The following is a 26,975-nucleotide window of genomic DNA, read 5'->3' on the forward strand; positions in this document are numbered from 1 at the left end:
CTCCATGACAGAAATATGACAACGTGACACTTTTATGATGCTTTGGTGACAGGGCGGCAGGGGGCGTCGCAGACAAAAGGTGTCGGAGCAAACGCCGATATGACGCCATCCGGCTCATCACCGGCCCCCGCCCTTGCACTGGGATCCCAGGGTTATATGCTGCCGGACTTTCCTGTCTTGAAACTGAGGAAGTGATGATGCGTGCATGGGTTTTGTGCCTCTCCCTGGGTCTGCTGTCTGCCGGTGCGCAGGCCAGCGTGTTCAAGTCCGAGTGCAACCTCGACAAGGCGGTCAGGAACGAGGCGATGAACGTCACCCTGGGGGTCAAGGGCAACTGCGATGCCGACAAGCTGGTGCGCAAGCAGAAGGAGAAGGCCAATGCCGAGGTGAAGAAACACACCACGGACGTGCTGGACAAGAAGACGGCGGGACTGAAAGAGACTAGGCAGCACACCAATGCGGCCCTGAACAAGCAGAGTGCCGGTGTGAAGCAGGCGCAGGACAAGGTCAACCAGACCCGCAAGGATGTCAACGCCGTGACCAGGGATCCGGTCAAGGCGGCCGCCACGGCCGTGCTCAATCAGGGGTGAGGGTCCGCGCACCGGACGTCTGAATGCAAGAAGGGGAGCCATGGGCTCCCCTTCTGTTTGGGCGTGTGTGCCGCCTTACTGGCCGTCGGCCGCTTCCTCGTACTGACGGAAGGGGATGCGGAACACGGCGAGGCGCAGGAAGAGGTAGGTGACCCCGATCCCCGCCCAGATGAGGCCAAGCTCCAGGGAGCTCTGCTCCAGGTTGATCCAGAGGGCGCCGATGGTGGCGGCCCCCAGCAGCGGCAGCACCAGGAACAGCAGGTGCTCCTTGAGGCTCTTGTTGCGCTGCTCGCGCACCCAGAACTGGCCGATCACCGAGAGGTTGACGAAGGTGAAGGCCACCAGGGCGCCGAAGTTCACCAGGGCCAGGGCCATGTCCAGATCGAAGGAGACCGCGGAGAGGGCCAGGGCCCCCACCAGCAGCACGTTGATGGCCGGGGTGCGCCAGGTGGGGTGGATATAGCCGAACACCCGCTCCGGGATCATGCGATCGCGCCCCATCACGTAGAGGATGCGCGACACGCCGGCGTGGGCCGCCATGCCGGAGGCGAGCACGGCCGCGGTGGTGCACACCAGCACCACGCTCTGGAACAGGGTGCCACCCACGTAGAGGGCGATCTCCGGCAGCACGGCGTCCGGCTCCTTGAAGCGGGCCAGATCCGGGAAGAAGAGCTGCAGGCTGTAGGAGACGGTGACGAAGATGATGCCGCCGATGAGGGCCGTCAGCACGATGGCACGGGGGATCACCTTGCCGGCATTCGGGGTCTCTTCGGAGAGAGAGCTCAGGCCGTCGAAGCCCAGGAACGAGAAGCAGAGGATGGTGGCGCCGGTGAACAGCGGCAGCATGCTGGCAGACTCCACATGGAACGGACGGCTGCTCATCAGGGTGCCGGCCCCTTCACCGTGACTCAGGCCCCAGGCGATGAGGCCGAGGAAGGTGACGATGATGGCGATCTGGATGAAGACGATGAAGCCGTTGAGGTTCGCCACCAGCTTGATGCCGCGCAGGTTCAGGAAGGTCATCACGGTCACCAGACCGAAGATGAAGATCCAGGGCTCCACGGTGGGGAACATGGCGGTCAGGTAGATCTTGGCCAGCAGGATGTTGATCATCGGCATGAACATGTAGTCCAGCAGGGAAGACCAGCCCACCATGAAGCCCACATAGGGGTGGAACACCTTCTGGGCATAGGTGTAGGCGGAGCCTGCGGACGGGAATCGGCGCACCAGGTGGCCGTAGCTGAACGCGGTCAGCAGGATGCCGCCGAGCGCCAGCAGGTAGGCGGTGGCCACGCGACCATCCGTGATGTCACCGACGATGGCGAAGGTATCGAATACCGCCATGGGCGTGAGGTAAGCCAGACCCATCACCACGACCTGGAACAGGGTGAGGGTCTTGAGCAGCTTGGCACCGGCCATCACGCTTTCTCCTCTGCACAGGCCCCGTGGGCGAGATGGGACGGGATCAGGGACGCGGGAACGCGTCGCTGGACACAGGGGGCGCCCATCTGTGGCACAGATGCGTGGCGCACGCCGGCGGGGACCGGCAGGAAAGCAGTGAAATGCCCCATGTTTTTCCTCACAACGTCGGGAGATTGCTTGGCAATCTGGGTATCAATTCCGGCACATGGCCGGCCTCTTGGTGAATGGTGGTGTGCCCCAGAAAAGCAAAGAACCGATGTTGTTGAAACATCGGCTCTCAAGGGGCGCCGTATTGTGCCCTCAGGGGGGGTAGGAGACAAGCGAAAAAGGCCGCCAGCGGGGAATTTGTTCCCCCCGTGAGCGATCACTTCGCCACCGCTGCCGGAAAGTCGATGACAACCTTGTCATCAGACGGGGTCCTGCTTTGCCACCATGCGAAACCGGCGCCCTGGGGGCGCCGGTTTTGCTCAGGAGGCGTCCTGCTCGGGGCGGCCGAGGCGGACCCGGAACACGGTGAGGCGCAGCAGCAGGTAGATGGCGCCGAGGGCGGCCCAGATCAGCCCCAGCTCGAAGGAGGCGGGCTCCAGGTTGAGCCAGAGCACCCCGATGCAGGCGGCGCCGCACAGGGGCAGGGCGAGGAACAGCAGGTGATCCTTCAGGGTCTTGTTGTGACCCAGCCTGAGATAGAAGTGGGCAATCACCGCCAGGTTGACGAAGGTGAAGGCCACCAGGGCGCCGAAGTTGATGAGCGCCAGCGCCATCTCCAGATCGAAGGCCACCGCCGAGAGGGCCAGCATGCCCACCAGCAGCACGTTGAGAGCCGGGGTCTGCCAGGTGGGGTGGATGTAGCCGAAGACGCGGCTCGGCAGGGCGCGATCCCGGCCCATCACGTAGAGCAGGCGCGACACCCCGGCGTGGGAGGCGAGCCCCGAGGCGAGCACCGCTACCGTGGTGCAGACCAGCACCACCGCCTGGAACAGCTTGCCGCCCACATAGAAGGCGATCTCCGGCAGCACCGCATCCGGCTGCTGGAAGCGGGAGATGTCCGGGAAGAAGAGCTGCAGGAAGTAGGAGACCGAGATGAAGAGCACGCCGCCGATGAGGGCGGTGAGCACGATGGCCCGGGGGATCACCCGATCCGCGTTCGGGGTCTCCTCCGACAGGGTGGTGATGGCGTCAAACCCGAGGAACGACAGGCAGAGGATGGAGGCGCCGGTCAGCAGGGGATTGATGTGCATCTGCTCGGAGAAGAAGGGGCGGCTGCTCGCCACCGTGCCGAGCCCCTCGCCGTGGCTCACGCCCCAGGCGATGAGGCCGATGAAGACGGCGATGATGCTGAACTGCATGATGACGATCAGGCTGTTGAAGTTCGCCACCAGCTTGATGCCCCGCAGGTTCAGGAAGGTCATGACGGCGGCCAGGGCCAGGATGTAGGTCCAGGGGGCCACGCCGGGGAAGAGGGCCTCCATGTAGATCTTGGCCAGCAGCATGTTGATCATGGGCATGAACATGTAGTCGAGCAGGGAGACCCAGCCCACCATGAAACCCACATAGGGGTGGAACACCTTCTGGGCATAGGTGTAGGCGGAGCCTGCCGAGGGGAACTTGCGCACCAGGTGGCCGTAGCTCATGGCGGTGAACAGCATACCGATGAGGGCGAGCAGGTAGGCGGTCGGCACATGGCCTTCGGTGATCTCGGTGACGATGCCGAAGGTGTCGAACACCGCCATGGGGGTGAGATAGGCCAGCCCCATGATGACCACGTGCCAGAGTTTCAGGCTTTTTTTCAGACCGGCGGGGTGCGGGTGCATCAGGCGATCCCCCGCAGGCTGGCTGACGGGATCAGGCTGACGGTGAGGTCATCCTGCACGGTGGGGGCGCCAGTCCGGGATGCGGACGGATGGCGCAGACCGGCGCGGGCCGGCAGGAAAGCGATGATATGCCCCATGGAGTTCCTCACTAAGAAGCGGGTGTCGTGAGATGGCGTGCCACCTCGTTATCATTTCCGGTCTGTTCCGGCCTCGTTATGGATTTGTTTGGCGCAAAAAAAGAACCGGGCTCCGATGAGCGGACGGTCCTTGAATACGGCGGCGCATTGTGCATTCGTGATGCCCCCTTGACAAGCATATCAAGGGAGCAAAAACGCATTTTTTTGCACGTGGGCGAACGCGGTCTTCCGGATCAGGCCAGGGAGGCGGACAGGGCCTGCTCCAGCAGGTCGAGTCCCTCGTCGACGATGGCCGCCGGGGCGGTCAGAGGGGCGAGGAAACGGATCACGTTGCCACGCACGCCGCAGGCCAGCAGCACCAGCCCCCGCTTGCCCGCCTCGGCCACCAGCCGCTTGGTGAGATCCGGGTCCGGTCTGGCGGCATCCCCCTCCTTCACCAGCTCCATGGCCACCATGGCGCCGGGGCCTCGGATGTTGCCGATGCAGTCAAATCGTGTCGCCAGCTGGTGCAGGCGTGCCTTGATCTGCTCCCCCTGGGCCAGGGCCTTCTGGTTCAGACGCTCCTCCTCGATCACCTCCAGCACCGCCAGGGCGGCGGCGCAGGCGATGGGGGAGCCCGCATAGGTGCCCCCCAGGCCACCGGGCTTGGCGGCGTTCATCACCTCGCTTTTGCCCACCACGGCAGAGAGCGGGAAGCCGCCGGCCAGGCTCTTGGCCAGCGTCATGATGTCGGGTTCGACACCGCTGTATTCGGTGGCGAAGGTTTTGCCGGTGCGACAGAAACCGGTCTGGATCTCGTCGCAGATGAGCAGGATGCCGTGCTGGTCGCACACCTGGCGCAGGCGCTGCATGAAGCTGGCGGAGGCGGGGTAGAAGCCCCCTTCCCCCTGCACCGGCTCGATGATGATGGCGGCCACCCGGGTGGGTTCGATGTCGGCGCTGAAGCAGAGATCCAGCGCGGCCAGGGCATCGTCTTCACTCACTCCCAGGTAGTCGGCGGGGAAGGGGAGGTGATAGACCTCCCCCGGGAAGGGGCCGAAGCCGGTCTTGTAGGGCACCACCTTGCCGGTGAGGGCCATGCCCATCATGGTGCGGCCGTGGAAGCCCCCCTTGAAGGCGATGGTGCCGCTGCGACCGGTGTGGGCGCGGGCGATCTTGATGGCGTTCTCCACCGCCTCGGCGCCGGTGGAGAGGAAGAGGGTGCGCTTGGGGGTGGGGCCGGGCACCAGGGCATTCAATTTTTCCGCCAGCTCGATATAGCCGGAGTAGGGGGTGACCTGGAAGCAGGTGTGGCTGAACTTCTCGAGCTGCTCGCGCACCGCCGCCACCACCTTGGGGTGGTTGTGGCCGGTGTTGAGCACGGCGATGCCGGAGGCAAAGTCGATGTAGCGGTTGCCCTCCACGTCCCACAGCTCGGCGTTGTGCGCCCGGTCGATGAAGACCGGCAGCAGGGTGCCGACCCCCTGGACCACGGCCGCTTCGCGGCGGGCCTGCCACTGCTGGTTGTTGCTTGAATGACTCATCTTTCCTCCCTGAGGGGCATGGGCCCCCGCTGTTCCTGTGCCATCTGGCCATATGTGTGCCGCCAACTGCCTTCGGGCAGGGCGGCCTGTTCGCAAAAGGGGGCCCCGGGCTTGCCCTCAGGGCCCACAAGGCGCTCGGTCGTGACCGGCGACCCCCTCTTTCTATCTGTAAAAGCGATGGGCTGTGTCATAACGCATCTGTTTTAACGATGCGATTGCCCTTTCATTTCCCTCAGCGAATGCCGCCAAAGCAGAGGTATTTGGTCTCCAGGTACTCCTCCAGCCCTTCGGCCGCCCCTTCCCGGCCCAGTCCCGACTCCTTGATCCCGCCAAAGGGGGCCAGTTCGGTGGAGATGATCCCCTCGTTGATCCCCACCATGCCGTATTCGAGCCCCTCGGCCACCCGCCACACCCGGGCGATGTCGCGGCCATAGAAGTAGGCGGCCAGGCCATAGGGGGTGTCGTTGGCAAGCGCAATGGCCTCGGCTTCCGTCTCGAAGCGCACCAGAGGAGCGACGGGCCCGAAGATCTCCTCGTCCAGAATGGGGTTGCCCCGGGTGACCCCGGTCAGGATGGTGGGGTGATAGAAGAGGGGACCGGCGGGGTGGGCGTCGCCCCCCACCAGCACCCGGGCTCCGGCGGCGACCGATTGCTGCACCAGCTCGGCCACCTTGCTGGCGGCGGCCGGGTTGATGAGGGGCCCGATCTGGACGCCCTCGCCCATGCCGTCCCCCACCTTGAAGGCCTTGACCGCGGCGGCGAGCTTCTCGGCGAAGGCGTCATAGACGCTGGCCTGCACCAGGATGCGGTTGGCGCAGACGCAGGTCTGGCCGGCGTTGCGGTATTTGGACGCCAGGGCCCCGGCCACGGCGGCGTCGAGGTCGGCGTCGTCAAAGACGATGAAGGGGGCGTTGCCGCCAAGCTCCAGGGAGAGGCGCTTCATGGTGTCGGCGCACTGGCGCATCAGCAGTTTGCCGATGCGGGTGGAGCCGGTGAAGGAGAGCTTGCGCACCACGGGGTTGCTGCACAGCTCGTTGCCCACCGCGCTCGCCTGATGGGAGGTGACGATGTTGATGACCCCGGCGGGAATGCCCGCCTGCTCCGCCAGTACCGCCAGCGCCAGGGCGCAGAGGGGCGTTTCGGCGGCGGGCTTGATGACGATGGTACAACCGGCGGCCAGCGCCGGACCCGCCTTGCGGGTGATCATGGCGATGGGGAAGTTCCAGGGGGTGATGGCGGCCACGACCCCCACCGGCTGCTTGATGGTGGCCAGGCGCCGATCGGCGGAGAAGCCGGGGATGGTGCGGCCATAGGCACGCTTGCCCTCTTCCGCGAACCACTGGATGAAGCTGGCGCCGTAGGCCACCTCTCCTTTGGCTTCCGCCAGCGGCTTGCCCTGCTCGCAGGTCATGATACGGGCGAGCTCCTCCTGGTTGGCCATGATGCGCTCGAACCAGGCGTAGAGTTTGCTGCTGCGCTCCTTGGCGGTGAGGGCCGCCCAGGCGGGTTGCGCCGCGTGGGCGGCCGCGATGGCGAGGCGGGTATCCTCCCCGTCCATGTCGGGCACCTGGGTGATGACCTGGCCGGTGGCCGGGTTCAGGACCTCGAACCGGCGCCCGCCCAGGGACTCGCACCAGCGGCCGTCGACATAGGCCAGGGATTTGATCAGGGAGAGAGCAGGTTGTGATGCTGACATAAGTAAGGGGCCTCGATAGTGGGTCTGGGTGGCGCGTTTATGTGGGCACCGCCGTATAGAATAATAAGCACGTAACGACCATAAAATGAGCCGAAATGTTTTTCAAGTGTTAAATATATTTGAGTGAACTGGGCGTCACATGCTAGAAATGGGGCTGTGAGCGCGATTGTAGCGGTTTTCATTGCGCAGGGTGTGCAAAATAATGAACGCTCTGGGTTGTGCAGGATAGTGAACGGGGCTGACGTGCCTGACTCACTATATTGACCAGTCGGCCCCAGGTATTCGAATGACCATGGAAGGAGGTGGGCGATGGAGCAATCCCGTGGCGAGGTCCGGTGGCGGACCATGACGGACAACCCCCTGGCGGAGCACGAGAGAAACATGGGGGAGCGGCTTGCCCGGATCCGCAGGGAGCTCGGGCTCTCCCAGCGCCGGGTGGCGGAGCTGAGTGGCCTGACCCACGGCGCCATCTGCATGATAGAGCAGAACAAGGTGAGCCCCTCGGTGGCCTCCCTGCAAAAGCTGCTGAGCGTCTACGAGCTGCCGTTGTCGCGCTTCTTCGCCGAAGAGGAGGTGGCGAGCACGCCCAGCGTGGTGATCAAGGCGGAGCAGCTCATCGAGCTCGGCAGCCAGGGGGTCTCCATGAAGCTGGTGCACAACGGCAACAATCGGCGCCAGCTCGGCTTCATGCTGGAGACCTATGCCCCCGGCACCGACACCGGCGGCGTGGTGAAGCATCAGGGGGAAGAGGTGGGCACCGTGCTGGAAGGGTCGGTGTTGCTGACCCTGGCCGGCCAGACCTATGAACTGTGCGCCGGGGACAGCTATGTCATCGACACCGGCGAGCCCCACAGTTTCAGCAATCCCTCGGGGCAGGTCTGCCGCATCGTCAGCGCCCACACCCCGGCCAGCTTTTAATGTGAACAACCCGTTGTGTTGGAAACGAACCGGTAAGGAAACAGGGATCATGACCGAACATGTAAAGAGTTACTACGCAGCCAGTGCCAACAAACACGCGCCCTATCCCACGCTCACCGAGCAGCTGGAGTGTGACGTCTGCGTCATAGGCGCAGGCTACACCGGCCTCTCCAGTGCGCTGCATCTGGTGGAGAAGGGGTACAAGGTGGTGGTGCTGGAGGCCGCGCGAATCGGCTTTGGCGCCAGCGGCCGCAACGGCGGCCAGATCGTCAACTCCTACAGCCGCGACATCGACACCATCGAAGCGAACTGCCCGCCGGATCAGGCCAGGCTGCTCGGCTCCATGTTGTTTGAGGGGGGCCAGATCATCCGCGAGCGGATCAAGCGCTACAACATCCAGTGCGATCTGCAGGAGGGGGGCGTCTTTGCCGCCGAGACCGAGAAGCAGCTGCACGAGCTCAAGGCGCAGAAGGCGCGCTGGGAGAAGTGGGGCAACGAGCAGCTGGAGCTGCTCGATGCCAAGGGGGTGCGCGAGGTGGTCGCGAGCGATCGCTACGTCGGCGCCCTGCTGGACAAGAGCGGCGGCCATATCCATCCCCTCAACCTGGCGCTGGGGGAGGCGGAAGCCATCCGCATGCAGGGGGGGCTTATCTTCGAGCAGTCCGCCGTCACCAGCATTACTCCGGGTCAGCCGGCGTTGGTCAAGACCGCCAAAGGGGCGGTGAAGGCACGCTTTATCGTGGTGGCCGGCAACGCCTACCTCGGCAATCTGGTGCCGGAACTGGCCAGCAAGAGCATGCCTTGCGGCACCCAGGTGATCGCCACCGAAGTGCTGGGAGAGGAGCGGGCCCGTTCACTCTTGCCACAGAACTACTGTCTGGAGGATTGCAACTACCTGCTCGACTACTACCGTACCTCCGGCGATCACCGGCTCATCTATGGCGGCGGCGTGGTCTACGGGGCGCGGGATCCGGCGGACATCGAGCGGCTGATCATCCCCAAGATGCTCAAGACTTTCCCGCAGCTGGCCGACGTCAAGGTGGAGTACACCTGGACCGGCAACTTCCTGCTCACCCTGTCGCGCCTGCCGCAGTTTGGCCGCATCGGTCACAACATCTACTACATGCAGGGCTACAGCGGTCACGGCGTCACCTGTACCCATCTGGCGGGCAAGCTGCTCTCCGAGGTGCTGAGCGGTCAGGCGGAGCGCTTCGATGCGTTCGCCAGGCTGCCGCACTACCCCTTCCCGGGTGGCCGCCTGCTGCGCATCCCCTTCACTGCCGCCGGCGCCGCCTGGTACACCTTGCGCGATCGCCTGGGGGTGTGATGACACCGATGGCCCGCCAGGCAGGCTGGCGGCAACAAGCAGAGGGAGGCGTTATGCCTCCCTCGTTTTTTTGTCGTCAACCTGACAGGGCTAGAAGCGGTAGGGGAAGCGGATCCCGATGGTGTAGTCCGGTGCGTCCGTGGTGAGCCCGGCAGACCAGTTGACCGCCATGGAGAGGTTGTCGGTGATGGCCCAGGTCGACCCCATGCCAAAGCTGGCGGCGTTGGCATCGGAGCCGGTGACCTTCTCCATGGCAAAGCCTTCGGACCCCTGCTCGGACTCCATGGTGACGCGCTGGTTGATGTTGAAGGAGAGGCTGAAGCGTTCGTTGAGGGCGAATGCGACCCCCAGGCCATATTCATACCAGTCCCCCAGCTGGATGCTGCCGGGCTGGTTGCCGGGCTGGTAGGAGATATCGTCAAAGTCCTGCTTGAGGCTGTGGCCATAGTTGAGGCTGGCAAACAGGATGGCGGGATCCATGGTCTTGACCAGGGAGAAGCCGGTGGAGAGCTGCCAGAGCCCGTTGCCGGTGGCGAGCTCCTTGGGGGTCACCAGGTTGCCCGATTCCGAGGTGTTGACCTCGATGCCGTAAGGATCCTTGCCGGTCGGCGCCTTGGCCCGGAAGTTCCACACCAGATCCGGCCAATCCTCGCTCTCTGCCATGACCCTGTAGTAGATGGCGAGGCTGAGATCCCCCAGACCGCCATCGCTGACGCTCTGCTCCTCGAAGTCGCGGCTGGAGTTCTCCTTGCCGGTGCTCTGGTAGTTCGTGTTGCGGAACATGTAGGGGAGGGCCAGCTCCAGTTGCCAGCGATCGTTGAGGGTGTAGCGGGTGATGACATCCGCCGTCCACTGATCGGAGCGCACCCGATCCAGGTTGATTTCGCCAAGGAAGATGGCGTCCAGGGCGAGGAAGCCGCGCAGGGCGAGATCCTTGCGGTTGTAGTGCTGGTAGGAGAGGCCCACATCGACGGTCAGGGCGCGGTCGAACACATTGTGCTGTTCGATCATCAGGTCTTCGGTACTGCGGCCGACTTCCGGCGTGCGCCGTGAGGCGTCCTGCTGGGTGGAGGCGACGGCGGCCCCGGCTCCGGCGGTTGCCGTCGTGGCACCGGCGGCCTTGACGGCCTCCAGGCGGGCCTGGAGCTGATGGAGGGCCTGGTTTTGCTGGATCAGTTGCTGGCGCAGGAGATCCAGCTGTTGTTGCAGGGCCTCCTCCTCGGCCGTGGCCCCCCAGCAGGCGAAGGGGGCGAGGGCAATCAGCAGCATGCGAGACTGTTTCATCGGGATACGTCCTTGTTGTTTATCATCCTTTCTTATAGTTCAGCCCCGGGAACTCACCTGCTCTCAGCGCGAAAACCAGATGCGGGTCTGATTGAGCGTCTGCAAACCGTCCCCCCTGACCTTGTTGAACTGCAGCAGCCCCCGGCTGAAGTCGGTACCGCGCAGGCTCTGCTCCAGCAGGACCCGGCCGTCGGAAGAGTGTAGTTGCAAGCCGGCATAATTCCCCGAGACCCGATAAGTGGCGGTACCAAGATCGCCCTGGTGCTCGTAGCTGCCCGCCTGAACCAGGTGTCCCGTCATGGTGGGGGTGGTCAGTTCAATACCGGTCTGGTTGACCGAGCTGTTGCCGCTCCCTTCCAGTTGAACGACCTGCACCAGCCCGGCCCCCTGCACCTGGGCCTCCTTGGCGGGCGTGGCCGCGGGCTTGACCTCATCCTTGACGCGCACATCCAGCTTGGGTTTGTTTTGCACAATGCTCAGCGCCAGGTTCATGGCCGCTGTCTGCTGGGCCTGGGCCGTGGTCAGTGACGAGATGAACTCGATGCCGAAGTAGCTGATGCCATGGCTGCTGACATAGCGGCCGCGCAGGTGGGCCAGCTCCCCGTCCGCCAGTTCGGGCGCAAAGTGGTCTGACAGATGGGCCAGCGGGTCCGGTGCTGCCAGCAGCGGAGAGGCGATGCCACCCAGGCTGCAGAGGAGGCATAGGGCGGGTCGGGTATTCATGATGACCTCACATTAGCTCTTTGTGCTGAAAACCGAATTCCAGCAGGGATGTTTCATTGACCGGGGCGAAGAGCCCATCCTTGCCTCTGACAGAGAGCGGGGGAGAGGGGTTGGCAAGGGGGGCATCGGGACGATAGCCCGCGCCGATGACGGCGAGGAGGATGCCGTTCCAGCTCTCCTTGAACTCCTTGAACGTGATCACCCGGTTGCCGAGGGCCGGGTCTGCCAGATAGACGCGATCGTGGCGATCGATGGCCCGCAGCACGGCAAAGTGCTGATAGCCGCGAATGTTGAGCAGGACGATGGTGGGCACCCTCACCTGGCGCAGTTTTTCATCGCCCAGTCGATACCCTCTGACCCGCATGCCGAGCATTTGCAGGTACTGCTTCATGTCGAGCATGGAGAAGCCGTAGTGCTTGACCTGCTCCGGGTCTGCCATGGCAAGCATGCCATCCATGACCCAGCGTTCATTGGTTGCATGGCCGTAGGCGTAGCGCAAGATGGTGGCGACGGCGGCGGCCCCGCAGCTGAAATCCGTATGTTGGCGCTCGATGTTGGCGTACCGACGCTCCAGAATGCTCTGCACCGGTTTGTTGAGATCCCCCAGCGCCGGGAGATGCTCCCCCAGTGGCACCGAGCCTGCCCAGACGGCAGGACAGCACAGCAACAGCAACAGCCAGCGCATTCAGACCTCCAGTGTCAGGGAAAAAGGGGGCACTGGGCCCCCTCGCATCGACTTACTTGGCAAACCCTGCGGCCAGCGAGAGATTGTTCGCTTGCAGGTTGTTGGTCCCCGAGGAGACGTTCACCCCGATGTTGCCCACGGCACCGTTGAAGGCGCCGCCATCGATGGTTGCCCGGTTGAAGGTTTCGCGGCTGGTGTAGGTGTTGACCACGGGAATATACCCGACGGCGTACCCACTGAGCTTGATGTCACCCTCTTCCTTGAACTCGAACTTGCCATCATCTTTCGGGTTGTTGTTGCCGTACCTGTCGTTGTCATTGTCGTGGCCATGTCCTTTCTTGACATCATGACCGGTACCGCCCCCCTCGTAATCGCCCCAAGCCTTGAGACCGAGGAACACACCTGCCTTGTCAACCGTCTTGGTTGCGCTCAGGCTTTGGTTTTCGGTCATGTTCTTGGAGACGCTCTGGCTGTTGGCCACGGTGGCCACGGCCATGTTGCCGGTGGACACGGAGGCAGCCATGTTGTTGGCCTGGACGTTACCCGAGCCCGAGGTCACGTTGACCCCGATGTTGCCTGCGGCATCCTTGAAGGCCCCATCGCCCACACCGGCCTTGTTCTGATGGCCGTGATTGGTCGTCCAGTTGTTGCTGGCGCTCTGGGTGGAGAAGACCTCGGCATCCGACGATCCGCCAGGGGCGCCATGTTGTTGTTGACCACGACCCATGATGAACTCGGCATCGACCTCGTCATAGGCGGCCAGGGAAGCGCTGTTGCCCTGTACGTTGGAGTCACCGGCTGCGACGTTGGCGCCGATGTTACCGGATGCACCCTTGAACGAGCCGTCGATCTTGCTCGTGTTCTCCGTTCTTGTATTGGCGGTGCCTATCATGGAACTGGACTGCTGGTTGTCCACGACGGCCATGCCGAGTTTGTTGACGTTGATGTAGCCGCCGACATTGACCCTGCCTTCGTATTCCACATCGACTTCTGCCTTGACCTTCTTGGTCAAGGTTGCCCCTGTCTCATCTCTGTCACCGCGGTAATCGGCGGATGCAGTGCCCGACATGGCCATGATGACCGCGGCGGCTAATGAGCTATAAATAAGTCCACGCATAATGAGTCTCTCCATTGAACTTTCAGCGGAAGATATGCCCATCGGCTGATACCCCCGGGCCTGGCTTCCTATCCCTGCGGCATCATGGGGATGCCGTTACTGCGCCAGCCAGGGGCAGGGAAACCATGTTGACTGACTGGTTTCCCTGTCCCGTGACCTGGTTCACCTGAATGACCCCCTTGCTGCCCGTGAGGGCGGTGTCATCCAGATAGATGCTGGTAGTGGTGTTGGCGGGGGGCTTTCCCCCTGGGGTCTTCGCGACGCTGGAGCTGAGATTGATGTCGGTCACGATACCCAGGCCGCTGTCATCGAGGGACAGGGCGAAGGCGTTCAGTTGCTGGTTCCCCTCACCCGCCCCCTGATTGATGCCGACCAGTCCCCGGTTCTGGCTCAGGGCCGAGCCCAGGATGGCGACGCTCTGGCTGCCGTTCAGATTGGTGGTGGATTGATTCAGCTGACCAAATTGAATGACGGCCGGACCCGAAATGGCGATGGCGGCAAGATTGCCTTGTTGGTTGTTATTGCCGGCAACCATATTGACGCCCATGGAACCACGAATATTGCTCAATGCCTGAGCACCGAGATCGACCCGGTTTTGTGCCATTGAGGGGGGGGCAAATGCCAGAAAAGGAAATGCTGCCAATGCAATATATATTTTCATGTTCTGTCTCCATATGCCAGGAGGGCTTATTGGAGAGAGCAACGACCATGCCAATTCACAACTATATGATTTTTAGTTGTTTTTTATTTGATATAATTGTTTTTACGTCTCAATATTGAGAGCGACATATTGTGTCGTGAAGTAAGCGCTTATTTATCAATGGATTTATTTTTTCTCACGGATAATTTGGCTGTCTCAATATTGTGGTGCCATCAATCTAAAGGCGGGATGGTTTATAGTTATCATCGTCTGGCCATATTAAATGGCGCCATTTGATGATAAAGGGAGTTATCTGGACAAGTCGTCAGACTCCTTCGTGCAGTGGCGATAACAAGGAGTTGTCCCTATGACAGAAACGGCATTGTTGCTCATCAATTCATGTGCCGTACTGGAAAGCCTGCTGGAACAAGGCGAGTGGCAGGTGGAGCAGGCAAGCTCCCTGGTGGTGGCAGAGAAAAAACTGCAGGAAAAGGACTATCCCCTGGTGCTGGTGGTGATCGAGCATCAGCAGCACGAAGCCCTCTACAACCTGATTGCGCAGCACTCCGGCGCCTTGTGGATCGGCCTCATCCAGCGGGACTGTCTCGCCAGCGAAGCCCTTCGCAATTTGCTGGCAGCCTGTTTTCATGATTTTCACACCTTTCCCCTGGACAGAGACAGGCTCTCCCACAGCCTGGGACATGCCCTGGGGATGGCGCGCCTCATCCGGCGACACCGCCCCCGACTGCAACCCCAGCTTCGTTTCATCCAGGGGGAGAGCGCCCCCATCCGCCAGTTGCGCGACCAGATCGTGCGGTTGCAGCATTGCCGCCTGCCCGTACTGGTGACGGGACCGAGCGGCACGGGCAAGGAGCTGGTGGCCCGGGAGCTGCACTACAGCACGTTCGGGGAGGAGAGCCCTTTCGTGGCGGTCAATTGCGGGGCCATGCCCCATCAGCTCATCCAGTCCGAGCTGTTCGGCCACGTCAAGGGGGCCTTCACCGGGGCACAGCACCACAAGATAGGCAAGATAGAGGCCGCCGATGGCGGCACCCTGTTTCTCGACGAGATAGGGGAGTTGCCACTGGAGGATCAGGCAACCCTGCTGCGCTTCTTGCAGGAGCAGTGCATAGAGGCGGTGGGCAGCCACCTGACGCGTCGTGTGGATGTGCGGATCATCGCGGCCACCAATATCGATGTGGAGCAGGCGGTGGCCAGCGGCGGATTTCGCATGGATCTCTACTACCGGCTCAACGTGGTGCGCCTGCGCACCCCGGCCTTGTGCGAGCGGGCGGAAGACATCCAGCTCCTTGCCGATGACATTCTGGCGGAAGTGCGGGGCGGGCGGGTGCTCAGCTTCACCCGCAAGGCGCGCCAGGCCATGCAGTCCTATGGCTGGCCGGGGAATGTGAGGGAGCTGCGCAACCGGGTTCAGCGGGCGGTGGTCATGTGCAGCGGCCCCTTCATCGAAGCCGATGACATGGAGCTGACCAACATGGACAGCCTGCTGCTCGACGGCTCGCTCAAGGCGGTGCGCGAAGCGGCGGAGCGTCAGGCCTTGCAACGGACGCTGGCCCGCTTCCCCGATCAGCTCGAGGAGGTGGCCCGCACGCTCGATATCTCCCGGGCCACCCTCTATCGCCTGCTGGACAAGCACGATCTGCTGTGAGGGGACGGCAGTATCGTCCCGTCATGCAAAAAGCCCGGGCAGCAGGCCCGGGCTTCTTGTCTGGCCCCGTCGTGGGGACTCGTTACTTCCGATGAGCTTCAGGCCATCTCCATGGCGAGGTGACAGAGTCGCCGCGCAGCCTCCTCCTCGCTCTTGACCACCTGATGCACGCCGCGCACGCGCAGATGATGCACCTCCTCGTGCTGGTGGGCACAGGCGGCGATGCGCATCAGGGCGCCGTATTCCTGCGCCCTGATGGCTATCTCACCGGCCAGCAGGCTGTCATCCAGGGTGATCAGCAGCCAGCTGGCGTTGGGCAGCGCCGCCGTCAGCAGATCCTGCTGGATGGGATGGCCCGCCAGACAGGTGATCCCCATGGCGCGCCAGGGGGCCAGCAGTCGCTCGTCGGTGTCGATCACCACCATCTCCCTGCCTTGTTCATGCAACTGCCGGATGAGGTGCTGACCTATCTCGTCGGCGCCCACTACCACCACATGGCCCTGCAAGGGGCAGAGGTGAGGTGACCCATCGGTGCGTGGATCGGGATGGCGCCTCAGCCAGCGCTCCGCCTGGTTGAAGACCAGCGGATTGAGCACGATGGAGAAACAGGCGCCGACCAGCACCAGGTCACGGGCGACTCCGGGGACCAGCTCGAGCATGACTCCGAGACCCATCAGGATGAAGGAGAACTCCCCCACCTGTGCCAGGCTGGCGGAGATGGTCAGCGCCGTGCGCTGGCTGTGGCCAAAGAGCCGCACGATGGCGAAGGCGGCCACGGATTTGCCGATCACGATGACGAACAGGGTGGCCAGCACGGCCAGGGGCTCGCGCAGCAGGATGACGGGGTCGAACAGCATGCCCACGGAGACGAAGAAGAGCACGGCGAAGGCGTCCTGCAGGGGCAGGGTGTCGTTGGCCGCCTTGTGGCTCAGATGGGAGCTGTTCATCACGACGCCGGCGAAGAAGGCGCCGAGGGCAAAGGAGACGCCAAACAGCTTGACGGCGCCAAAAGCGATGCCAAGGGAGCAGGAGAGGACGGCCAGGGTGAACAGCTCGCGGGAGCCTGTGGCGGCGGTGCGGGCCAGCAGCCAGGGGATGAGGCGTCGCCCGCCGATGACCATCAGGGCGATGAAGGCAGCCACCTTGGCCAGGGTCAGGCCGATATCCGCCATCACTTGGGCCGGGGTCAGTGCCTCGCCCCCCTGCTGCAGGTTGGCGAGGATGGGGAGCAGTACCAGGGCCAGCACCATCACCAGATCCTCCACGATGAGCCAGCCGATGGCGATGCGTCCCTCGTTGGTGTCGAGCTGGCCGCGACTCTCCAGGGCGCGCAGCAGCACCACGGTACTGGCGGTGGAGAGGGCCAGGCCAAACACCAGGCCGGCGGTCACGGTCCAGTCGAGCAGTTGGGAGAGGCCAAGGCCGAGCAGGGTCGCAAGGGTTATCTGGACGATGGCTCCCGGGATGGCGATGTGTTTCACCGACAGCAGGTCTTTCACGGAAAAGTGCAGGCCGACACCAAACATCAGCAGGATGACGCCGATTTCGGCCAGCTCGGGGGCGAGCCGCAGATCGGCCACATAGCCCGGCGTAAAGGGGCCGCATACCACGCCGGCCGCGAGGTAGCCCACCATGGGGGAGATGCGCAGGCGGCTTGCCAGCATGCCGAAGAGGTAGGCCAGCACGAGGCCGCCTACCAGGGTGGTGATAAGGGGGAGTGAGTGGTCCATGTCGTCACCTCGCTAATGGCAGTCAGGGGCTACCAGATCACCCGAAGGCGAAGAGGGCAGCTGTCAATGAGCAGGGGGCGAAAGAGACAGAAGTTGGCCGTATCAAGGGGAAATCTTGAGGGCAACAGATGCCGTTTCTATTGAAAAGTAATGCATTTATATGTCATGAGCAACACTGTTCCAGTTTTTTCGTTGATTTTGATGAAAAGCATCTCTAATGCATTGCAATTGGGTGAAATGAGTGTGTAGTTAAAGAAAAATTGGCAGGAATAATCAATCGATGATGATATTGGGAGGCAAGGGAGAACACCTATGAGCACACGGCATGGAGGAGGCGGGCCTCCTCCATGGTGAACGAGGGTGCTGAAGGGGCATCACTCCCCCCTGGCGACCCCCTCACGTCTGGGGTCTGCGGCCCCCAGCCAGCCGCCGGCATGGCGCTGGACGCCCTGCAGCCCGGAGGTTTGTTCGTTAAGCAGGACCTCGTGCCCTCTGGCCTTGAGCCCCTGTACCACGGCGTCGGGCGTGCGCCCCTGCTCCAGCTCGGTGGGGCCGTTGCGACTGCCGAAATTGGGCAGGTTGATGGCCTGCTGCAGGTCGAGCCCCCAATCCTGGGTGCCGAGCAGCGCCTTGCCCACGTAGTTGATGATGGCCGAGCCTCCCGGGGATCCCAGGCTCATCTCCAGCTCGCCGCTTGCCTTGTCAAACACCAGCAGGGGAGACATGGAGGAGCGGGGGCGCTTGCCGGGCTCCACCCGGTTGGCCACCGGCAGGCCGGCGGCGTCCACCGAGGTGAAGGAGAAGTCGGTGAGCTGGTTGTTCAGCAGGTAGCCGTTGACCATCAGCCGCGAGCCGAAGCCATCTTCGATGGAGCTGGTCATGGCCACCGCCATGCCGCTCTTGTCCACGATGGAGATGTGGCTGGTGGAGGGCAGCTCCGGGGTGGCGTCCCGGCCCCTGGCCAGCGCCCGGGGCGGGTTGCCGGGCTGGGCGACGCCCATGGAGCGGTTGCCGATAAGGTGCCCCCGCTGCGCCAGATAGCCCTTGTCCAGCAGGCCTGTCACCGGCACGTCGACGACGTCGCCGTCGGCCACATACTGGTTGCGATCGGCGAAGGCGAGGCGTGCCGCCTCGCTGTAGAGGTGAATGGCCTCGCTGGAGGCGGCCAGTTGACCCTGCTCCCCCTGTACCGGTTTGAGGGCGGCCATGTCCCGGCTCTCCAGCATGCCGAAAATCTGGCCAAGGGCGATGGTGCCGGAGGAGGGGGTCGGGAAGCCGCAGATCTCGCTCTGGCGATAGTCAAAGCAGAGCCCGTCCCGCAGCTTGGCCTGGTAGCTGGCGAGATCGGCGGCGCTCAGCACCCCGGGGTTGGTCGGGTGGGCGTGCACCTTGGCCACCATGGCCTCGGCCAGCGGGCCGCGATAGAAGGCATCGGGGCCGTCGCTGGCCAGGGTTCGCAGCACCCTGGCCAGGGCCGGGTTGGTGAGCCGGGTACCTGCCGTCTTGGGGGTGCCATCCGCCTGATAGAAGTAGGCACGGGCGTCCGGATCCCCGGCCAGATAGGGATCTTTTGCCAGCAGGGTGGCGAGGCGGGGGCTTATCACGAACCCTTGCTCCGCGAGGGTGATGGCGGGTTCGAACAGCGTGGCCCAGGGCAGCTTGCCATAGCGCTCGTGCGCCAGGGCCAGGGCACGCACCGTGCCGGGGGCGCCGACGGAGCGCCCGCCCACCACCCCCTCATAGAAGGCCATGGGTTTGCCCTCCTTCATGAAGAGCTGATCGGTGGCAGCGGCGGGGGCTGTTTCCCGGCCATCCACCGCCGCCACCTGCTTGCCGTCCCACACCAGCATGAGGGAGCCGCCGCCGATGCCCGAGGATTGAGGCTCCACCAGGGTCAATACCAGCTGGACGGCGATGGCTGCATCGACGGCGCTGCCCCCCGCCTTGATGATCTGGTAGCCCGCATCCACCGCCAGCGGGTTGGCCGCCGCCACCATGAAGTCACGGCCTTGCCAGCCGGGCTTGTCAATCCAGCCGCTGGCCGCCTCCGGGGCGATCAGGGTCTGGGGAGGAGGGACATAGTGAAAGCCGTCCTGGGAGGCGCAGCCGCCAAGCAGGCCGAGGGCGACCAGCAGGCCGAGGGGTTTGAGGGACATGACAGGCTCCTTGTCGGTTTCTTGTTCACCTGCCGAAATGTGTCACACTTGGAGCTTGATTAAAAGTTTGTCTTAATACTCATATGGTTACAAAACTATCAAGGAGGCGCTCATGACACACCGGGGGACGCTGGCGAAACCTTGCATGGCGGGGCTGCTCTGCCTGTTGCTGACGGCCTGCGGGGAGCCGACCTTCAGACCGCTGGCCCAGGGGGAGACCCTGCTCGCCTTCGGGGACAGTCTGACCGAGGGGCGCGGGGTGAGCCCGTCCCAAAGCTACCCCAGCGTGCTGGCGAACCTGAGCGGCCATCCTGTGGTCAATGGCGGGGTGTCCGGAGAGCTGAGCCAGGCCGGCAGGGCCCGCCTGCCCGGGTTGCTGGCCCGGCACAGACCCGCTCTGGTCATCTTGCTGGAGGGGGGCAACGACATCCTGCGTGGCAGCGGGGAGGCGGCCCTCAAGGCCAATCTCGCCGCCATGATAGAGGCGGTGCAGGGGAGCGGGGCCCAGATCCTGCTTGTCGGGGGGCCCCGAAAATCCCTGTTTGCCGATGGCGCTCCCCTCTACGAGGAGCTGGCAGAGCAGTACGGGCTGGTGCTGGACAACGACAGCATCGGTGAGTTGCTGCGAGACCCGGCCCTGAAGTCCGATGCGGTGCATTTCAATGCCGAGGGTTACCGCACCCTGGCGCAGCGACTTCATCGACTGTTGCAGGAAAGGGGGGCACTCTAGCGAGGTGTCATGCTGCCGGGGCAGTGCGCCATGCTGCCGCAATCAATGGGGTCAGGGTATTGCGCGGCGGGAGGGCGGCGGCGCTACCCCGGAGGGGGCCAGCCCGTGGCGATGATGCCGATGGAGATGAAAAAACCGCCGTGAAGGCGGTTTTTTGCAATCAGGCTGAGCCAATTTGCTTAGATGGACTGCTCTTCACCACCCAGGGCGGCAAACAGGGCCGGGATGAACTGGGAGAGCTCGGCGGTGACCAGGGCGAAGTCGGCGTCCAGGCGGGCGGCGGGATCTTCACTGGTGACGTCGTCGTTCTGCTCGCGCAGCTCTTCGCTGAACTTGAGGCGCTTGATGGAGAGATCGTCCCCCAGCACGAAGCTCAGGGTTTCGCCCCAGTTGAGGGCCAGCTTGGTCACCAGCTTGTCGTTGGCCAGGTGGTTCTTGATCTCCTCGCTCATCAGATCCTGCTGCTTGCAGCGGATGATGCCGCCGTGCTCCATGGCGCTGCGCAGCTCGGCTTCGTCCTCCAGGGTGAAGGCGGCGGGCAGGTTGCCCTCGTTGAGCCACTCGGTCATGGTGATCTCGGGCGGGTTCTTGAGGGCCACCGGCACTACCGGCAGGGAGCCGATGGATTTGCGCAAGAGCGCCAGCAGATCGTCCGCTTTCTTGGCGGAGCCTGCATCCACCACCATCAGGTTGTCGGCAGGGTTTATCCAGGCGAAGGTCTGGCTGGTGCGGCTGAAGGCGCGAGGCAGCAGGGTGTGCATGATCTCCTCTTTCAGCGCCTCCTTCTCTTTCTTCTTGAGGGCGCGACCCTGCTCGAATTCAATGGCCTCTACCTTCTCCGCCAGCATCTCCTTGACCACGGTGCCGGGCAGCATTTTCTCTTCCTTGCGAGCGCACAGCAGGATGTGGCCAGAGGCGGCGTGGGTCAGAGTGGAGCCGAATTTGCCAAGAGGCTTGACCCACCCGAACCGGGAGATGTCCTGGCTGCCGCACGGGGTGAAGGCGCAGGCTTCCAGCTGGGTTTCCAGCTGCTCAACGGTCAGGTCGAAGGGGCGGGTAAAGCGGTAAATCTGCAGGTTTTTAAACCACATGGCGTCCTCGGTCTCTAGATTGTCCGGCGGGCATTGTACTAGAGAGGCGCTTTGTGATCAGCCAATCATTCTCGCTAAATAAAGGGCGATCGACCTCACAGGGCCCCACCTTGATCCCCCGGGAGCGGGTGCAACTCCCCTAGACTGCGAGTGTTCACATTGCTGACAAGGAGGCGACCATGTTGAGACAGAGTCGGCCGGAAGACATGGAAGAGATCGTCGAAATCTGGCTCCTGGCCTCCCTGCAGGCCCACGATTTCGTCGATGCCTCCTGCTGGTGGCAGGCTCAGGAGGAGCTGCGTACCCGCTACCTCGATCACGCCCGCATCTGGGTGTTCGAGGAGCGAGGGGACCTGCTCGGCTTCATGGCACTGGTGGATGATTACCTGGCTGCACTCTTCGTGCGCCCCGATAGGCAGGGGCGGGGGGTGGGGCACGCCCTGTTGCAGGAAGCCAGATCCAGATGTGCCGAGCTGCATACCCGGGTCTTCGTGGAGAACGAGCCAGCGGTGCGTTTCTACCGCCGCCACGGCTTTGAAATCGGGGGGGAGGTGCCCGATCCCCTCACCGGCCATCTTCAGTACCAGATGCATTACCAAGCCGTCTGAATCTGACGTCTGGGGCTGCCCCGGTTGAAAACGGGGGGCACCATCCTCATCTTGTCTCCATCCAGGGGCGCCTTCGCCCCCGCTCTCTTCTCCTTATCGAGCCGTTTTCCATGAAGATCCTGCACACCGCCGACTGGCACCTCGGTCATCAGCTTCACGGCCACGACCGCCGCTTCGAACACGACGCCTTCCTCGACTGGCTGGCCGACACCATCAAGACCCGCGACATCGACGCCCTGCTGGTGGCGGGCGATCTGTTCGACACCGCCAACCCTCCCGCCAGTGCCTGGCAGCAGCTCTACCGCTTCCTGGCGCGGCTGCGCGCCGAGCACCCGGCACTGGAGATGGTGCTCATCGGCGGCAACCACGACTCCCCCTCCAAGCTGGATGCCCCCCACGAGCTGCTGCGCGCCTTCGACCTCCATCTGGTGGGCAGCATCAGCCGGGACGACGAGGGGCGCCTCGAGACCGAGCGCCTGCTGGTGCCGCTGCGAGGCAAAAACGGCGAAGTGGCCGCTTGGTGCGCCGCCGTGCCGTTTCTGCGCAGCAGCGATCTGCGCCCCGACGGGATCAGCGAAGGGCAGGACAGACTCATCGAAGGGGTACGCCAGGTCTATGAGGCGGTGCTGAGCGAGGGGCGTGCGCGCTGCCATCCGGATCAGGCCCTCATCGCCATGGGCCACGCCTATCTGGCGACGGGCCAGCTCTCCGAGCTCTCCGAGCGGCGGGTGCTCGGCGGCAACCAGCATGCCCTGCCTGCCGAGCTGTTTGCCGCCGCCGACTACACGGCGCTGGGTCACCTGCACCTGGCCCAGAGTCCGGCCGAGGGGGTGCACTACAGCGGCTCGCCGCTGCCGCTCTCGCTGGCCGAGGCGAATTACAACCATCAGGTGCTGGAGGTGACGTTTGAGAGGGGCAAACTGGCCCGCCTTGAGCGGATCCCGGTGCCCCGCGCGGTGGAGATGATCCGGCTGCCCCAGAGCGGCCTTGACGAGGCGCTCCAGGCCATCGAGGCGCTGGCGCTACCCGCTTGCCCGCAGCAGGCGCAGCCCTTTCTCGAGGTGCGGCTGCTGCTGCCCAAACCCGAGGCCCGCATCCGCGAGCGCGTGCTGGCCGCCATCGGCGACAAGCCGGTGCGCCTTGCCCGCATCACGACCAGTTATCAGGGCTCGGGCCAGGGGCTGGCGGATGGTGCCGGCCAGCGCAGGCTCGATGAGCTCTCCCCCACCGAGGTGTTTCGCCTCTGCTATCAGCGTCAGTTCGACGGGGAGCCGGAGGCCGAGCTGGTGGCGTCGTTTGAAGAGATCCTGGAGCAGGTGAAGGAGTCCAGCCAATGAAAATCTTGTCGCTGTCAGGGGAGAATCTGGCCAGCCTGACCGGTCAATTCACCATCGATTTTGCCGGTGGCGCTCTGGGGGCTGCCGGCCTGTTTGCCATCACCGGCAATACCGGCGCGGGCAAGAGCACCCTGCTCGATGCCATCTGTCTGGCGCTCTACGACGAGATGCCGCGCTTTATCGCCAATCGCAAGAATGTCGCCGAAGTGGGCCGCATGGATGACGAGGAGAAGCTCAAGGCCAACGACGTGCGCGGCATCCTCAGCCGCGGCCACGCCAGCGGTTTTGCCGAGGTGCAGTTTCGCGGCTGTGACGGCCGCATCTGGCTGGCCCGCTGGGCGGTGCGCCGGGCCCGCAACCGCGCCGAGGGGCGCTTTCAGGCCCAGGAGCGCAGCCTGACCGACGTGGCGTCGGGCCAGGTGTTCAGTGGCAGCAAGCGGGAGCTGCAGGATCGCATCGACGAGCTGGTGGGGCTCTCCTGGGAGCAGTTTCGCCGCGCCGTCATCCTGCCGCAGGGGGAGTTTGCCGCCTTCCTAAAATCGAGCGCCGATGAGCGTTCGGCCCTGCTCGAACGGATGACCGGCACCGAGCTCTACTCCGCCATTTCGGTCCAGACCCATGAGCGGGCGCGGGAGGAGCAGCAGAAACTGGCTGCCATCAGCCAGCGGCTCGGTGACGTGGCGCTGATGGACGAGGCGACCCGCGAGCAGTGGGTGAGCCAGCAGATAAGCCTTGCCACCAGCCTCAAGCACGAGCAGCAGCAACAGCAGCTGATGCAGGACTTGCGCGATCTCAACGGCCGCATCGCCGCCCAGTTGCAGGCCTGTCAGGAGGGAGAGGCGGCCCTTGCCGCGGCCGAGGTGGCCCACGCTGCGGCCGCCCCCGAGCGGGAGGAGTTCGCCCGCGCCGAGCAGGCCCAGGTGGCCCGCGCCGATCACGACGAGCTGGCTCGCCTCACCCTGGAGGTGCAGCAGCAGGAGAAGGCGCTGGCCGAGCTTGGTCCCGAACTTGGCAAGCTGGAGGAGCAGACCCAGCAGAGCGCCCTCACCGAACAGCAACTGCTGGCGGAGAAGATCGCCGCCGAGCGCGAGTGGGGCGCCCTGCAGCCCGAACTCAAACGGGCGCAGGAGCTCGATACCCGGATTCGGGAAAAGCAGCAGCAACTGCAGAAGATCCAGCAGGAGGGGGCGCAGGAGCGGGAGGTGCAGCTCACCCTGGAGCAGGGCTGGCGCCAGCAGAGTCAGCAGGTGGAGCAGCTCAAGCGCCAGCACCAGCAGTGGGGTGCCTGGCTCGAGGAGCACAAGGAGCTGGCGCCGGTCGCCCGCCAATGGCAGCCCCTGCTCACCGCCATGCAAGATTGGGCCGAGGATGCCGACAGGCTGCAGCAGCTCCTTACCCTGCGCGAACACAAGCTGCGCGCCCTCAGGCAGTTGCAGCACCAGCTGGAGCAGGGGCAGCAGGAGCGCGACTACTGGCTGCGCGAGCAGGAGCGGCTGCAGCAGCAACAGCACGAGCTGCAGGAGCAGCAGTGGGAGGGGCGCCTGGCCAAGGCGCAGGAGCAGTGGCAGCAGCAGACCGAACAACTGGGCCAGCTGCGCCAGCTGCTGGAGCTGGCGGACTATGGCCGCAATCACGGCGAGCAGCATGGTCGCCTGCAGCAGGAGATCGCCCAGCTGGAGCAGGCGCTCGGCAAGCTGGCCATCCTCGGCGACGAGCTGGCGCCGGCCCGTGAGCGGCTTGCCCTGCAGCGGGACGAGGCGCGCCACGCGCTGGAGCAGTCCCGCGCCATCGCCAGTTTCGAGCAGCATCGCCACATCCTGCGCGACGGTGAACCTTGCCCGCTCTGCGGCGCCGAGGAGCACCCCTATCACCAGAGCCAGCCGCAGGTGGCCGGTATTCTCGGCCAGCTGGCGGAGCGCGTCCGCAGCCTCGAGCTCGAGTGGGAGCGGCTCAATCACCAATACATTCAGTGCGAGAGTGAACGCCAGGAGCTGGCCCGCCAGCTGGCGGTGCGTCAGCAACATCTACCTGAGCTGGAGACGCGCGCCGAGCAGCTGACCCAGCGCTGGCAGCAGCTCGGCGGTGCCGAGCTGCTGGGCCATCCGTTGCCGCTACGTCAGAGCCCGATCGAGTGGAACGAATTGATGAGTACCCTGCTCGGTCGCGGCCAGAGTCTGGAGCAGGGGCTGGTCCGCAGCCAGCAGCAACTGCGCGAGGCCCAGCAGGGGCAGCAGCAGTTGCAGGCCGTGCGCCAGCAGCTGAGTCAGCTGGCCAGCCAGCACCAGCAGTTCGAGCAGCAGTGGCAGGAGGCCGACCGCCAGCGCATCGCCCTGGAAGGGGAGGTGAAGGGGATGGGCGAGCAGGAAACGACCCTGCGCCAGCGCCTTGAGCAGGGGGGCAGCCGGCTCGACGAGCAGATGGGAGGCCAGCCCTGGCGTCAGTGGCTGGGCAGCCAGCAGTGGCATGAGTGGCAGCGGGCCTGCGAGGCCTGGCTGCACGGCCAGAGCGAGTGGGAGCGGCTGACCGGCGAGATTGCCAGCCTCACCCCGGCCCTGAGCGCCCAGGAGGCACGCCTGCAGACCCAGCGCGAGCTGCTGCACAAGCTCGAGCGCGACTACAAGGAGCACGAACAGCAACGGCAGGGGCTGGTTACCAGCCGTGCCACCTGTCTGGGGGGCGAGGAGATTGCCTTGGTCGAGAGCCGCTGGCAGCAGCGGCTGCAGCAGCTGGCGAGCGAGCTGGAGACGATGCAGGGGGCGGCCCGCGCCCTGCGCGAGCGCCAGACCGAGCTCAAGACCCGTCTCAGCCATCTGGAGCAGGAGAAGCAGGTGAGCAGCCGTCGGCGGCGGGAGGTGCTGGGGCGCTGGGCTGCCCACGCCAGCAGTCTTGGTATCGCCGAATATGACCTGCGCCGCCTGCTGGCCATGAGCCCGGATGAGCTCAAGACGCGCCGCGCCGCCTTGCAGGCGCTGGAGGATGCCCGCGCCGAGGCGCGTACCCGCTTGACCGAGCGGCAGCGGGCGCTGGCGCTGGAGGAGAGCAAGCGGGATCGTTACCGCGAGCATCACCCGGAGCTGGCCGCGTTGGCGCCGCAGGAGCTCGACAGCCGGCTGACGGCGCTGGAGGCGCACTGCCGCGCCCTCGACGAGCAGCTGTTCCAGTGCAAGAGCGCGCTGGCACAGGCGGAGGCGGCGGCCCTCAAGGCGGGCACCCTGCAGGAGGAGCTGGCCGCCCAGCAGGCGGTGGCGGATCACTGGCAGCGCCTCTCCGACCTTATCGGCTCGGCCAGCGGCGCCAAGCTGCGTACCTTCGCCCAGAGCCTCACCCTGGAGCGGCTGCTGCTGGAAGCCAACGCCCAGCTCGCCGAGCTCTCCCCCCGTTATCGACTGGAGCGGGTGCCCGGCACCGATCTGGCGCTGCAGGTGGTGGATCTCGACATGGGGGACGAGGTGCGCTCGGTGGATTCCCTCTCCGGCGGTGAGAGTTTCCTGGTGTCGCTGGCGCTGGCGCTGGCCCTCTCCAGCCTGTCATCGCGTCAGACCCAGGTCGAATCGCTCTTTATCGACGAGGGCTTCGGTACCCTGGATCCCGACAGCCTGGATCTGGCGCTCTCAAGCCTCGATTCCCTGCAGGCGGCTGGCCGTCAGATCGGGGTCATCTCCCACGTGCAGACCCTGGTGGAGCGGATCGGCGTGCAGGTGCGGGTGGAGGCCCTCGGCGGCGGCGAAAGCCGGGTAGTGTTGCCCGGCTGACGACGTGTCGCCCATGACCCTCCATGAAC

The 26,975-nt window shown here is 64.3% G+C and carries 21 protein-coding genes; 8 read left to right on the forward strand and 13 right to left on the reverse strand.

What is annotated here, in order from left to right; genetic code table 11:
- Window positions 1–197 precede the first annotated feature (197 nt).
- The gene (locus AB5Y59_RS18415) at window positions 198–590 is read left to right on the forward strand and encodes a hypothetical protein (RefSeq protein ID WP_368212491.1); all 393 of its coding nucleotides are present in this window, start codon (window positions 198–200) and stop codon (window positions 588–590) included.
- A 75-nt stretch (window positions 591–665) separates the two neighbouring features.
- Here the strand turns inward: AB5Y59_RS18415 and AB5Y59_RS18420 are convergent, their stop codons facing one another.
- The 5 genes from AB5Y59_RS18420 to AB5Y59_RS18440 all read right to left on the reverse strand — a co-directional run bounded on the left by AB5Y59_RS18420 (window position 666) and on the right by AB5Y59_RS18440 (window position 7,179).
- Window positions 666–2,009 carry an APC family permease gene (locus tag AB5Y59_RS18420; RefSeq protein WP_041213316.1) on the reverse strand — a complete coding sequence of 448 codons (1,344 nt, stop codon included), beginning with the start codon at window positions 2,007–2,009 and terminating at the stop codon, window positions 666–668.
- Window positions 2,010–2,479: 470 nt separating this feature from the next.
- Entirely contained in the window at window positions 2,480–3,823 is a 1,344-nt protein-coding gene (locus AB5Y59_RS18425) for an APC family permease (protein WP_368212492.1), read from the reverse strand.
- Window positions 3,823–3,960 carry a hypothetical protein gene (locus AB5Y59_RS18430; RefSeq protein ID WP_164882979.1) on the reverse strand — a complete coding sequence of 46 codons (138 nt, stop codon included), beginning with the start codon at window positions 3,958–3,960 and terminating at the stop codon, window positions 3,823–3,825. Before AB5Y59_RS18430 ends, AB5Y59_RS18425 begins: the two co-directional genes overlap by 1 nt.
- 233 nt (window positions 3,961–4,193) lie before the next feature.
- Entirely contained in the window at window positions 4,194–5,483 is a 1,290-nt protein-coding gene (gene gabT, locus AB5Y59_RS18435; protein WP_042014742.1) for a 4-aminobutyrate--2-oxoglutarate transaminase, read from the reverse strand.
- Window positions 5,484–5,715: 232 nt separating this feature from the next.
- Window positions 5,716–7,179, reverse strand: coding sequence for an NAD-dependent succinate-semialdehyde dehydrogenase (locus tag AB5Y59_RS18440; RefSeq protein WP_010673552.1), 1,464 nt, complete (start codon window positions 7,177–7,179; stop codon window positions 5,716–5,718).
- A gap of 309 nt (window positions 7,180–7,488) precedes the next feature.
- Here AB5Y59_RS18440 and puuR point away from each other — a divergent pair, with 309 nt between their 5' ends.
- Window positions 7,489–8,097, forward strand: coding sequence for an HTH-type transcriptional regulator PuuR (gene puuR, locus AB5Y59_RS18445; RefSeq protein WP_029314011.1), 609 nt, complete (start codon window positions 7,489–7,491; stop codon window positions 8,095–8,097).
- Window positions 8,098–8,146: 49 nt separating this feature from the next.
- A complete protein-coding gene (locus AB5Y59_RS18450) occupies window positions 8,147–9,424 on the forward strand; it encodes an NAD(P)/FAD-dependent oxidoreductase (protein WP_368212493.1) in 1,278 nt (425 codons plus the stop codon).
- Between the two features lie 90 nt (window positions 9,425–9,514).
- On the opposite strand, the gene AB5Y59_RS18455 is transcribed toward AB5Y59_RS18450, so the two are convergent.
- The 5 genes from AB5Y59_RS18455 to AB5Y59_RS18475 all read right to left on the reverse strand — a co-directional run bounded on the left by AB5Y59_RS18455 (window position 9,515) and on the right by AB5Y59_RS18475 (window position 13,801).
- Window positions 9,515–10,708 (reverse strand): transporter, encoded by a 1,194-nt coding sequence (locus AB5Y59_RS18455; protein WP_045523901.1) that lies wholly within the window; start codon window positions 10,706–10,708, stop codon window positions 9,515–9,517.
- A gap of 63 nt (window positions 10,709–10,771) precedes the next feature.
- Complete coding sequence (locus tag AB5Y59_RS18460) at window positions 10,772–11,431, reverse strand: hypothetical protein (RefSeq protein WP_010673556.1); 660 nt, start codon at window positions 11,429–11,431, stop codon at window positions 10,772–10,774.
- Window positions 11,432–11,438: 7 nt separating this feature from the next.
- Window positions 11,439–12,116, reverse strand: coding sequence for a C39 family peptidase (locus AB5Y59_RS18465; RefSeq protein ID WP_039039335.1), 678 nt, complete (start codon window positions 12,114–12,116; stop codon window positions 11,439–11,441).
- Window positions 12,117–12,168: 52 nt separating this feature from the next.
- A complete protein-coding gene (locus AB5Y59_RS18470) occupies window positions 12,169–13,128 on the reverse strand; it encodes a hypothetical protein (protein ID WP_010673558.1) in 960 nt (319 codons plus the stop codon).
- 187 nt (window positions 13,129–13,315) lie between these two features.
- Window positions 13,316–13,801, reverse strand: a complete 486-nt coding sequence (locus AB5Y59_RS18475) for a hypothetical protein (RefSeq protein WP_368212494.1) — start codon at window positions 13,799–13,801, stop codon at window positions 13,316–13,318.
- A 439-nt stretch (window positions 13,802–14,240) separates the two neighbouring features.
- Between AB5Y59_RS18475 and AB5Y59_RS18480 the strand changes: the two genes are divergently transcribed.
- Entirely contained in the window at window positions 14,241–15,542 is a 1,302-nt protein-coding gene (locus AB5Y59_RS18480) for a sigma-54 dependent transcriptional regulator (RefSeq protein ID WP_010673560.1), read from the forward strand.
- Window positions 15,543–15,640: 98 nt separating this feature from the next.
- On the opposite strand, the gene ybaL is transcribed toward AB5Y59_RS18480, so the two are convergent.
- Both ybaL and ggt read right to left on the reverse strand, forming a co-directional pair.
- Window positions 15,641–17,272 (reverse strand): YbaL family putative K(+) efflux transporter, encoded by a 1,632-nt coding sequence (gene ybaL / locus AB5Y59_RS18485; protein WP_139737264.1) that lies wholly within the window; start codon window positions 17,270–17,272, stop codon window positions 15,641–15,643.
- Between the two features lie 374 nt (window positions 17,273–17,646).
- The gene (ggt, locus tag AB5Y59_RS18490) at window positions 17,647–19,428 is read right to left on the reverse strand and encodes a gamma-glutamyltransferase (protein WP_368212495.1); all 1,782 of its coding nucleotides are present in this window, start codon (window positions 19,426–19,428) and stop codon (window positions 17,647–17,649) included.
- 112 nt (window positions 19,429–19,540) lie between these two features.
- Here ggt and AB5Y59_RS18495 point away from each other — a divergent pair, with 112 nt between their 5' ends.
- Window positions 19,541–20,158, forward strand: a complete 618-nt coding sequence (locus AB5Y59_RS18495) for a GDSL-type esterase/lipase family protein (RefSeq protein WP_368212496.1) — start codon at window positions 19,541–19,543, stop codon at window positions 20,156–20,158.
- Between the two features lie 179 nt (window positions 20,159–20,337).
- Here AB5Y59_RS18495 and rdgC read toward each other — a convergent pair whose 3' ends face one another.
- Window positions 20,338–21,249, reverse strand: a complete 912-nt coding sequence (gene rdgC / locus AB5Y59_RS18500) for a recombination-associated protein RdgC (protein WP_010673564.1) — start codon at window positions 21,247–21,249, stop codon at window positions 20,338–20,340.
- A 179-nt stretch (window positions 21,250–21,428) separates the two neighbouring features.
- On the opposite strand from rdgC, the gene AB5Y59_RS18505 reads away from it, so the two are divergent.
- From AB5Y59_RS18505 to AB5Y59_RS18515, 3 genes are all read left to right on the forward strand, one after another.
- A complete protein-coding gene (locus AB5Y59_RS18505; RefSeq protein ID WP_010673565.1) occupies window positions 21,429–21,857 on the forward strand; it encodes a GNAT family N-acetyltransferase in 429 nt (142 codons plus the stop codon).
- 110 nt (window positions 21,858–21,967) lie between these two features.
- The gene (locus AB5Y59_RS18510) at window positions 21,968–23,194 is read left to right on the forward strand and encodes an exonuclease SbcCD subunit D C-terminal domain-containing protein (protein ID WP_103244484.1); all 1,227 of its coding nucleotides are present in this window, start codon (window positions 21,968–21,970) and stop codon (window positions 23,192–23,194) included.
- Window positions 23,191–26,946 (forward strand): AAA family ATPase, encoded by a 3,756-nt coding sequence (locus AB5Y59_RS18515; RefSeq protein ID WP_268452768.1) that lies wholly within the window; start codon window positions 23,191–23,193, stop codon window positions 26,944–26,946. The genes AB5Y59_RS18510 and AB5Y59_RS18515 overlap by 4 nt, the downstream gene beginning before the upstream one ends.
- The last annotated feature ends 29 nt before the right edge of the window (window positions 26,947–26,975 follow it).

This window comes from Aeromonas sp. s10, assembly GCF_040907975.1.
In the GTDB taxonomy this organism is placed as follows: domain Bacteria; phylum Pseudomonadota; class Gammaproteobacteria; order Enterobacterales; family Aeromonadaceae; genus Aeromonas; species Aeromonas caviae.